The organism is Coxiella-like endosymbiont of Rhipicephalus sanguineus (assembly GCF_018687865.1).
This window is the reverse complement of record NZ_NIQB01000051.1, coordinates 1-10314: the sequence shown is the minus strand read 5'-3', so window position 1 is coordinate 10314 and position 10314 is coordinate 1. Positions and strand designations below refer to the sequence as shown.

Genomic DNA, 10314 nt, shown 5'->3' with positions numbered 1-10314 from the left:
CCGGGGCAGCGTTTTCTCGAATTATGGGATTGTTGTTCAGGGATGAAAATATCAAAGAACGGCTTGTTCCAATCGTAGCCGATGAAGCTCGAACGTTGGGATTAGAAGGGTTGTTTAGACAAACGGGTATCTATGCGGTAGAAGGGCAAAAATACACTCCGGAAGATGAAAAGAAATTAGTTTATTATCGTGAACATCAATCTGGACAAATATTGCAGCAGGGTATTTCAGAAGCAGGTGCTATGTCCAGTTGGATCGCTGCTGCTACCTCATTCGCTAATAATAATTGTCCTCTAATTCCTTTTTACGTGTATTACGCGATGTTCGGTTATCAACGTGTGGGTGATTTAGTGTGGGCGGCTGCGGATATGCAATCACGAGGTTTTATTTTAGGAGGATTGGGAGGTAAAACTACCTTGGCGGGTGAAGGATTGCAGCATCAAGATTCACATAATTTATTGATGTTCAGTATGGTACCCACCTGCAGGGCGTATGATCCTGCTTTTGGTTATGAGCTGGCTGTAATTATTCAAGATGGTTTGCGCCGGATGTATCAAGACAAAGAAAACATATTTTATTATATCACACTCATGAATGAAAGTTATCAACATCCGCCGATGCCCGAAGGAGTTGAAAAAGGAATTATCAAAGGGATGTATTTGTTTAAGGAAGGCAATAGAAAATTGCCCCAGTGCGTCCAATTGTTGGGATCGGGAGCTATTTTACTTGAAGTTATTGCAGCTGCCGAAATTTTAGAGCGGCAATTTAATGTAGCTGCGGATGTTTGGAGCGTTCCTGGTTTTAATTTATTGCGTCATGATATCGAATCTGTAGATCGTTATAATCGTTTGCATCCTCAAGAAACTTCGAAAAGAAGTTATGTAGAAGAGTGTTTTAATGATCGAAAAGGTCCAGTGATTGCTGCTACCGATTATATGAAATTACAGGCAAATCAAATTCGCCAGGCAATTAAAAACCCTTATTATGTGTTAGGAACTGATGGCTTTGGTCGTAGTGATACTCGATCTGTCTTGCGGGATTTTTTTGAAGTAGATGCCAAGATGATTGCGTATACAGCATTGAAGGCGCTAACGAACCAAGGTGAATTTGAAATGGGTCAACTCATAAATGCCATACAGAAACTAGGAATTGATCCGAATCGACCTGATCCGTGGACAAGATAAAAAGGGGAAGATGGTGGCAAATTCGATAGAAAAAATTTCTGTACCGGACCTGGGTGGAGTGTCCGAAGTTGACGTCATTGAATTATTAGTAAAACCCGGTGATCGAGTAGCAAAAGAAGATGGTTTAATTACTTTGGAAGGCAATAAAGCTTCGATGGATGTTCCCTCACCTTTAGCTGGTACGATTAAAGACATTAAAGTAAAAGTTGGGGACAAAGTTAAAGAAGGAGATGAAATTTTAACTATCGAGGTGAAGAAGGGCGAAAAAGAAGACAAAGGGAAAAAAGAAAAAAAAGAGGACGAAAAAGAAGCTGAGAAAGAAAGATCCGAGGAAAAAGAAGTAAAAGAATATCCCAAAGAAAAGAAAGCAAAACCAGAAGAAAAAACTGAAATAGAGGTTTCCGAAGGCGAAGGTTTTGGTACTGCTGTTCATGCGGGACCTGGTGTTCGTCGAATCGCGTGTGAATTTAGTGTCAATTTAACTAAAATTAAAGGAACTGGTCAGAAGGATCGTATCCTCAAAGAGGATGTTCAGCAATACGTAAAGCAGCAATTAAAAATTGCGGAAAAAAAAGGGAGTGAAGGGTTACCGTTCCCTCCCGCACCCAAAATTGATTTTTCCAAATTTGGTACTATTGAAGAAAAAGCTTTATCTAAAATTAAAAAAGCTACAGGCGTTAATCTCACTCGTAATTGGATGACTGTTCCTCATGTAACTCAATTTGGAGAAGCAGATATCTCTGAGCTTGAAGCATTTCGTCAAAGTCAAAAATCTTATGCAGAGAAAAATAAGCTTCGATTGACTCCCTTAGTGTTCATTATAAAAGCAGTAGTTAATGCACTTAAAAGATTCCCCCATTTTAATGCGTCGTTAGACGCCTCGGAGAAATATTTGATTTTAAAAAAATATTTTCATATCGGTGTGGCGGTTGATACTCCTGAAGGATTAGTGGTTCCCGTTATTCGGGACGCGGATAAAAAGGGATTATTCGAACTGGCTAAAGAACTAGGCGAAATTAGTGAAAAAGCCTGTACCAAAGGCCTAAGTTTGAATGACATGCAAGGCGGTTGTTTTAGTATTTCCAGTTTGGGAGGAATCGGGGGCACAGCTTTTACGCCAATCATCAATGCGCCTGAAGTAGCAATTTTAGGAGTTTCGCAAATGCAATCGAAATCCGTCTGTTCTAAAAGTGGTGATTGTAAGATCCGACTAATGTTGCCCTTGAGTTTATCTTACGATCACCGTGTCATTGACGGTGCTGATGGAGCACGGTTTATTGTTTATTTGGCTGAACGTTTATCCGATATTAGAACGCTATTATTGTAGCTGCTGGCTTCTCTTATAAATTAGGGGAAAGATAAGAAAAGGAGTAGATGCTTTAATAACTGATAAAAACGAGAGGAAAGATGGCAAAAGAAATTAAAACTGATGTTGTGGTGTTAGGAAGCGGACCTGGAGGGTACGCAGCAGCATTTCGGGTCGCTGATTTGGGAAAAACGGTCGTTTTAGTAGAACAATATGAGACAATCGGTGGCGTTTGTTTAAATATGGGGTGCATTCCCTCAAAAGCTTTATTGCATGTGGCTAAAGTCATTGATGATGCTTACGATATAGCGTCTTTTGGTGTGGATTTTAGCAAACCTAAATTAGACATAAGTAAAATTCATGAATGGAAAGAAGGTATTGTTAAAAAGTTAACAAGCGGACTAAAAATGATGGCGAAGCAGCGCAAGGTCGAAATTATTACGGGTTATGGAAAATTCACTTCCTTCAATGAATTATCTATCGATAATAAAGAAAAAACAGTTATTCGCTTTGAGCAAGCAATTATTGCCGTAGGCTCACAGCCCGTAAAACTTCCCTTTATTCCTGACGACCCGCGAGCAATGGATTCCACAGATGCGCTAGAACTAGAAGAGGTGGAAGGTCATTTATTGGTAATAGGGGGTGGCATTATCGGCTTAGAAATGGCCACGATTTACCACGCATTGGGCGGTAAGATTAGCATAGTAGAGCGAATGGATCAGATTATTCCTGGAGCAGACGCAGATGTAGTGAAGCCCCTCTACCAACGCATTCAGAAATGCTATAATGAAATTTTATTGAAAACCAGTGTAAAAAAAGTAGAAGCTAAAGAAGATGGATTATATGTCTCTTTTGAAGGTGAAAAGGCTCCTAAGCAACCGAAAAAATACGACCACATTTTGGTGGCAGTAGGCCGTAGTCCCAATGGTAAATTGATTGATGCAGGAAAAGCGGGAGTTAAAGTTGACGACAGAGGATTTATTGCGGTGGATAACCAGATGCGAACGAATGTTTCGCATATTTATGCTGTTGGTGATGTCGTTGGCCAACCCATGTTAGCCCATAAGGCAACCTATGAAGGTCGGTTAGCAGCTGAAGTAATAGCCGGTAAGAAACATTACAACGATGCTCGTTGCATTCCAGCCGTAGCCTATACAGATCCAGAAGTAGCCTGGGTTGGGTTGACGGAAAACGAGGCAAAAAAGGAAGGGATTAAGTACGAGAAGGGAGTATTTCCTTGGGCGGCTAGTGGTCGTGCTTTATCCTTAGGTCGCAGTGAGGGTTTTACTAAATTGCTTTTCGATGGAAATGGCACAGTGATTGGGGGGGGGGGTCGTTGGTGTAAATGCAGGTGATTTAATTTCTGAAATAGCCTTAGCTATTGAAATGAGTTGTGATGCGGAAGATGTGGCGCTTACCATTCATCCTCATCCAACTTTATCGGAAACAATAATGATGGCTTGTGAAATGTTTGAAGGGACTATTACGGATTTAATTCCTCCTAAAAGGAAATAAGCACTCATTCCTAAAAAATTTTCTCTCACTCTATCTCCCCCCCCAAGCGGGAAAAATGCTGGATTAGCGCCGCAGGTGTGTAGTCTACCTAAAAAGGTAACTCAGTGACAAAACATAATTGATATACATAATTGATATATTATTAGGTCTTGGCACAACACCAAATTTCAATTTTTTCTACGTTGCCGCCGTTATTTCTTAAGACCCGGACAATTTCATTAATCATACTTTCCGTTATCATCACATCATTTAAGACAGAAATATGCTTGGCTGAAAATGATTTTTTTCAGAACAAAGGCGTTTTTGACGTTTTTAATGCGCTGTGATGTAGACAATTCACTTTGTGGTTTAGTATTCTCGATTCAATTAATGCTTCGAAAATCGAGCCAGATTTTTAATCATTTGGAGATTGCCCTGACGATTTCTAAGGATTGATTAAAACCTCATTCTTGCAGACGCTTTTTGTGCAAAGTCACAGGAATTAACAATTAAAGTACGTAGAGAAAATAGGCCTACAAAATTTTTTGGTTGAATTTCAACTTGGAAATTAAACGATCAATAGGATTAGCGTAGCGAGATAAAGTTAAGGATTGGCCGTCAAATGAATTTAAATTCCAAGGCAGCTCTCTTTTGTGGAAATAGCCAATCGATAAGCTGGTGCATAGAATACCTCATAAGTTTTACACTGGAAAAAAAGTTGGTTGGGGTATTAGGCTCTTAGTTAAAAGCTCCTTCAATACAGTAAATTTTAAAGAGATATTTGTGTCATAGAATTTTCCTTCAAATCTGCTTGCTGAATGGGTCAGATCTGTCTTTAACAGGGTTTTAATCTAGAATAAAAAGCCTAAAATAGGGATTGTGAAACAAGAACCCTTTAGTATTGATTCCCGAGCTGTAGCAAAAGCTCTGGAGGCTGCTGCTAAGACTTACGGAGAAGGAGCAGCAGAAATACCTGGCGCCATCGCTGATCGGCTTTTAGAACGGCTGGATTTCATTCGTCTCAACCCTTTGCGGGTAGTAGATTTCGGTTCTCGAATGGGACATACCACAAGAGCGTTATTAAAGCGCTATAAGAAGGCTAACATTATTAGCTTCCATTTTTCTGTATCTTTGTTAAATCAAGCTAAGGATGTGTTAAATCAAGCTAAGGATGGTTTTCGGAGGCGCCATCGAAAATGGTAGTGGGGGAATATACTCTTCTACCGTTTATGGATCAGTCTGTCGATTTGATTTTTTCTAATTTAACATTTCAGTGGTCTTTTGACCTTCAGAAAACTTTGCAAGAATGTCAACGAATTTTGCGACCAGGAGGACTTTTGTTATTTAGTACTGTGGGACCTAATACATTGAAGGAATTACGAGCGAGCTTTTCCGATAAGAAACGGCATGTCCATACTTTCTACGACATGCATGATATTGGGGATATGCTTATCCATTTGCATTTTGTTGATCCGGTTATGGATATGGAATACTTGAGCGTGCGTTATTCTTCAGTTCTTCAGCTGATGGCGGATTTAAAAGCTATAGGTGCACATAATGCTGCTCAGGATCGATCTCGAGGATTAATGGGAAGAAACCAGTGGCATCAAATGCTGAAAGCTTATGAAAATGGCGAGACGAAAATCGCGCCATTCCCGCAACGATTGAAGTCATTTATGGTCATGCTTTAGGGTCTGAGGTTACTTCCTTCCAAAGCGATCAAGAGCAAGAAGTCTTAATCCCAGTGAGCCATATTAAACGGAGACCAAACAATGGGAAAAGTTAAAAAACCAAAGCACAATGGCCGGAACTTTTAAGTGATGAAGCTTATTTTGTCACCCGTGAAAAAGGTACGAGAGAGCATTTAGGGTAAATATGGTTAATTCAATGAAGAGGGCATTTATCAGTGTATTTGTTGACGCAAAAAGCAAGATTTATGAGGTTAGGTATCAGAATCAGTTTAAAATGGGACTAATACGTCCTTTCCTTGCCGAGAAATTAGGAGTTTGACTTTTTTGTTCAGCTTCTGTCAACACGAGTTGGCAGTTGCGGATGAGATTGACTCCAATTTCAAATTTTTTAAGAGATTCCTCGAGAGGTAGACTCCCTTGTTCCATAATTTCGACGAGTTCGGTTAATTGATCGAGTGCTTTTTCAAAATTAAACTCTTTCTCTTTTTTCTGAGGCATGAAATACCTTCCTTAATTAATACCGGTGATTCTCACCCATGCTATTTGTGAGCACGTCACCGGAGTTAGTGTAGCATTTTTTTCATCCACAAACTGCCCAATTTTGCCTAGTGGATAGTTTCTGGAGATTAAATCGTCTCTTAGCTGGAAACAAATACCGTGGTTTTCTAATAGAGCCTTTGCACTATAAGCATCTACCGTTGTTTTAAAAGTTTGAATTAGAATCATTTCAATTTTCTCCAGGTTTAATCGCTAAATCTTCAAATTTGTCTATTTTGCGTTTGCTTCTGCCGGTAAGGTTTAGACTTCTTCGTCGGAAGTCTGAATAAATGCTTTATACCAATTGCCAATAGCGAAAAGGGCTCGAGAGTTCTAGGCGCAATACTACTTTACTACTTCATCCATTTCCGCGCTTAATTCCTAAATAGTCGATTCCGGAGCAACCGGGGCGCGATAATTAGACGCTGACAATCCAGTTTTTGGAGAACCTTAATTGCAATCCGCATAGTAGCGCCTGTTGCGATACCGTTGTCGATTAAAATTATTATTTTATCTTTAAGATATTGGGAGCAGGGCGGTGACCACGATAACGTAAATCTCGCTCTTTTAGAATTTTCTCCTGCTTGGCTTATTTTGGATTGTTTCTCATGAAATTTCAAATGCAACCAGCACGCCGGCCTCGAAGTGAAGCGAAAATTAAGGTATTGGGGCGCCTCGAATAGTTTCCTAGCACTTTGGCGAGCCATTTCCCAGCATTTTTCCGATCCCGGAAAATCATACTAGGTCTTCATAATTCTTTATTTTGATTATAGTAATAGATCATGGCGCGATACGGCAGCTTATTTAAGAAGTTTAACCTCAATTGTGGCAAGTTAACTTAACTATACTGCGTGGGATTCAATAAAATAAAGACTTCTCATCGACCTTCGTGGTTTAAAGTGTCTAGTTTTTGTAAAATTTTTGAGAGATTCAGGTGGACTCATAGAGTAAGCTATTTTTAGAGTAAGCTATTTAATTCTTTTTTTTATTTTTAAAATTTATGTATTACAGATTGATATTTTATATTTAAAAAAATTATATTTTTAATTTTTTAAGTATGATGATCCCTCATTTGATGAAAATGTCCATTTTAGGATTATTGTTATGATTATAATTTATTATTCGAATCAGAATTAATAAAAATATACTTCCTTTTTTTTTTAAATTTACTTACAATTTGTTGTTCCTACTCTATTAAAAGGAAAAAAATCATGGTAATAAAAAAACAAACTTCTCGAAAATCTAAATCTGGAAAATCCAGAACAACAAGAATATCAACCGTCAAAAATCGGATGACAAAAACTCAAGTATTTGCTCACGTAGCTGAAATAACGGATCTTACTAAAAGACAAGTGACCCGGGTATTTGAGGCATTGGCTGATTTAGCACAGGCTCATCTTAAAAAAGGTGGGGTAGGAGAATTTGTTATTCCAGGACTAGCTAAATGTGTCGTTAAGCGGAAAGCAGCAACAAAAGCGCGTAAAGGAATTAATCCATTTACGGGTGAACCGATGACTTTTAAGGCTAAGCCAGCGCGAAATGTTGTTAAAATCCGACCGCTCAAGCGATTAAAAGAAATGGTAGAGTAAGGAGGTAAGATGAGAAAATCCACAAAATCAACTGCTCTTCAGAAAGCTGAAATGGCAGTAAAAAAATTAAAGGTGCGATTGAAAAAAGCTGAAGCAAAAGTTAAAAAGGAATCAGAAAAGGTAAGAAAATCAAGTAAAAAATTGGCAAAAAGACGAGATACGATGTTGAAGAAAAAAACACCAATGAAAACCAGAGCAAAACGCAAAAAAAACATTACGAAGTCCGTTAAAGCTGAAAAAAAATCGGGCGTTCACGTAAGAAAAGCTCTCTTTAATTTCGTTGGTAGCGGTTCTTCATTCAACGCCGATTGAGTTCAGAGCTGACCTGAGCTCAATCGGCATTTTTTTTGTTATAATGTACTTATTATGTTATTCACTACCACCAAAAAAATTTTGGATCGGTTTCATAAATTTTTCTTTATTTATAGCCACTTAAATGTAAGTCTAGCGCCTTCGCTCCCATCTTCTTATTATCAATTGATACCATACCAGGGCGGAATAGATTGGCCAAAAGATAAATTTTATGTAAATTAAGGACATTGAATGAATATTTTATCGCAAGTTGCCTAGCTTCCGTTGCATAGCTTCCCTTCTTGACTTAGTGAAATAATTATGGAAAATTCGCAACGTCAATGAATAAAATTAATTTTCATTAACTCCACCAGTCCAACTTTAAGATCTGCTTTCTCTTTAATAATAAAATGCCTTTTAGATTGATCATGAATGTGTTTAATATGCAGATCTTCTAGCTCCATGTATGATTCGTAAGGCTCTTTAAACTAGTATGACATAATCGAAAAGTTATTATTTAATTCATGGACGAACTTTTCATGGACGAACTTCAAATTTTCTTTTTTCTAAAGTAGACAGATAAATCTTATTACTGAATTACCGAATTACCGAATAACATACAGCTCCTCGAATTTAGGCGGTGAACGTAATTCAAAGATTTGGCTTGGCTATGTTTTTTCTATAATTATATGAAATAATTAAGGATTTACCAAAAGGATTTGTCAACTGGAGTAGTATCTCAGCAATTCTGTTGGCTATTTTTTCTATTTCTTTAAGCCTGTTTTAGTAGCAGAAGTTAAAAGAGGAGAACAATAATAAAAATTTGGATGATGGCCTGTATGCTTTTTTTCTGTATGCTCCTTTTTGCTTAAATCCCCAATGGAAGACCTATTCTAACCCGGAGTATCAATTTAAGGTAAGGCTATCCTTCCTCTTTGAAAGATCCAAAAGGATTTTAGTACGGCTTATTTTGTAGGCAGAGGGTGGGCATCGATACTTATAACGATAATAATGTGCAACAACACACTCATGTGAAAATTCAGCTTCAAAATATAAGAAGTACTACTAAAGACAGACAGGAATATTATTATCAAGTTTTTGTGAGGGTAGTGGTGAGTACTTTTTCTGAAGATCTTCTTAATTGTTAAAAAAGTTAAGTAATTTATCTCAAAATTTCCCACGTGAAAAAATTATTAACAGCAAAAAAAATTATGTGTTTGATTTTTTTTAGATTCAGGTATATCCCAATTTAATAAGAGAAATATTTATAGGATTTTAAATCAAGGCAAGTGTTATATCGTTGAATATATTGAAACAGATTCGTTTCGGAATTTAATTTCCAAGTATGAAGAAATGAGTAGGAAAAAATCAAATTTTGGCTGAAAAAATAATTGATGCTTTCGAATTGACAAATTCAGTTTAATAACTTGCGATATGGAACCGTCTATTGTAAATTGACTTTGAGTTTATTTCGTGAGATGAGACTAAAATGCCTATTGAGATTGGACAACCGCCTCCGAATTTTACTTTGCAAACTGATGAAGGAGAATTTTTGTCGCTTAAAAATCTGAAGGGAAAAAAAATTATTTTGTACTTTTATCCTAAGGATGACACTCCAGGATGTACAAAAGAAGCCTGTGGATTTCGTGATGTATGGTCTGATTTAATTAAGGCAGGAGCAACGGTTCTTGGTATTTCAAAAGATAGCGTTAAAACCCATCAATCTTTTAAAAAAAATATAATTTACCCTTTTCTTTATTGTCGGATAAAGAAGGTGCTATATGTGAACGATACGGTGTTATGGTTGATAAAAATCGTTTTGGAAAGAAATATAGAGGAATTGAACGTACCACCTTTCTTATTGATGAAAAGGGTAACATTTCCGCTATTTGGTCCAAGGTTAAAGTAGAAGGCCATGTTTCAGAAGTTCTAAATGAAATTTTAAAATAAGCTTGATGATCAATATAGATTCAATTAGAGGAAAATGAATGTCTCAGATATTTCATGATTGTTTCCATTCGAGCACTGTGCCAATTTCTTTCGATGAATATCAAACTCTCTATCAAAAATCGATCCAAGATCCAGAAAATTTTTGGGCAGAGCAAGCGGAAAAATACATTAGTTGGATATGGCACTGGAATCAAGTCTTATTGGATATGGCACTGGAATCAAGTCTTAACGGGTGATTTTTCCCAAATAATGTTCGTTCGTTTCCGGGAGCA

General features: G+C 37.4%; 8 protein-coding genes and 2 pseudogenes. 9 read left to right on the top strand and 1 reads right to left on the bottom strand.

Annotated elements, in window-relative coordinates:
- The 5 genes and pseudogenes from B1F79_RS03130 to B1F79_RS03110 all read left to right on the top strand — a co-directional run.
- On the top strand, nucleotides 1-1184 hold a 1184-nt coding region (locus tag B1F79_RS03130; RefSeq protein ID WP_443652030.1), incomplete at its 5' end, for a transketolase-like TK C-terminal-containing protein.
- A gap of 13 nt (nucleotides 1185-1197) precedes the next feature.
- A complete protein-coding gene (locus B1F79_RS03125; RefSeq protein ID WP_251365959.1) occupies nucleotides 1198-2511 on the top strand; it encodes a 2-oxo acid dehydrogenase subunit E2 in 1314 nt (437 codons plus the stop codon).
- Between the two features lie 80 nt (nucleotides 2512-2591).
- A pseudogene (gene lpdA / locus B1F79_RS03120) lies at nucleotides 2592-4005 on the top strand (dihydrolipoyl dehydrogenase).
- Between the two features lie 858 nt (nucleotides 4006-4863).
- On the top strand, nucleotides 4864-5187 hold the full coding sequence (locus B1F79_RS03115; RefSeq protein ID WP_251365958.1) for a hypothetical protein: 324 nt from the start codon (nucleotides 4864-4866) through the stop codon (nucleotides 5185-5187).
- A 26-nt stretch (nucleotides 5188-5213) separates the two neighbouring features.
- Nucleotides 5214-5675, top strand: coding sequence for a methyltransferase domain-containing protein (locus tag B1F79_RS03110; protein WP_251365957.1), 462 nt, complete (start codon nucleotides 5214-5216; stop codon nucleotides 5673-5675).
- 264 nt (nucleotides 5676-5939) lie between these two features.
- Here the strand turns inward: B1F79_RS03110 and xseB are convergent, their stop codons facing one another.
- On the bottom strand, nucleotides 5940-6173 hold the full coding sequence (gene xseB, locus B1F79_RS03105; RefSeq protein WP_251365956.1) for an exodeoxyribonuclease VII small subunit: 234 nt from the start codon (nucleotides 6171-6173) through the stop codon (nucleotides 5940-5942).
- A gap of 1250 nt (nucleotides 6174-7423) precedes the next feature.
- Between xseB and B1F79_RS03100 the strand changes: the two genes are divergently transcribed.
- The 4 genes and pseudogenes from B1F79_RS03100 (at nucleotide 7424) to B1F79_RS03080 (ending at nucleotide 10278) form a co-directional block, all read left to right on the top strand.
- Nucleotides 7424-7801: an HU family DNA-binding protein gene (locus tag B1F79_RS03100; RefSeq protein ID WP_048875476.1), complete on the top strand. Its 378-nt coding sequence runs from the start codon at nucleotides 7424-7426 to the stop codon at nucleotides 7799-7801.
- A 9-nt stretch (nucleotides 7802-7810) separates the two neighbouring features.
- On the top strand, nucleotides 7811-8113 hold the full coding sequence (locus B1F79_RS03095; protein ID WP_251365955.1) for a hypothetical protein: 303 nt from the start codon (nucleotides 7811-7813) through the stop codon (nucleotides 8111-8113).
- A gap of 1468 nt (nucleotides 8114-9581) precedes the next feature.
- Nucleotides 9582-10042, top strand: a pseudogene (gene bcp / locus B1F79_RS06900) (thioredoxin-dependent thiol peroxidase).
- Between the two features lie 38 nt (nucleotides 10043-10080).
- Nucleotides 10081-10278 (top strand): acetyl-coenzyme A synthetase N-terminal domain-containing protein, encoded by a 198-nt coding sequence (locus tag B1F79_RS03080; protein ID WP_372443121.1) that lies wholly within the window; start codon nucleotides 10081-10083, stop codon nucleotides 10276-10278.
- Nucleotides 10279-10314: the final 36 nt, after the last annotated feature.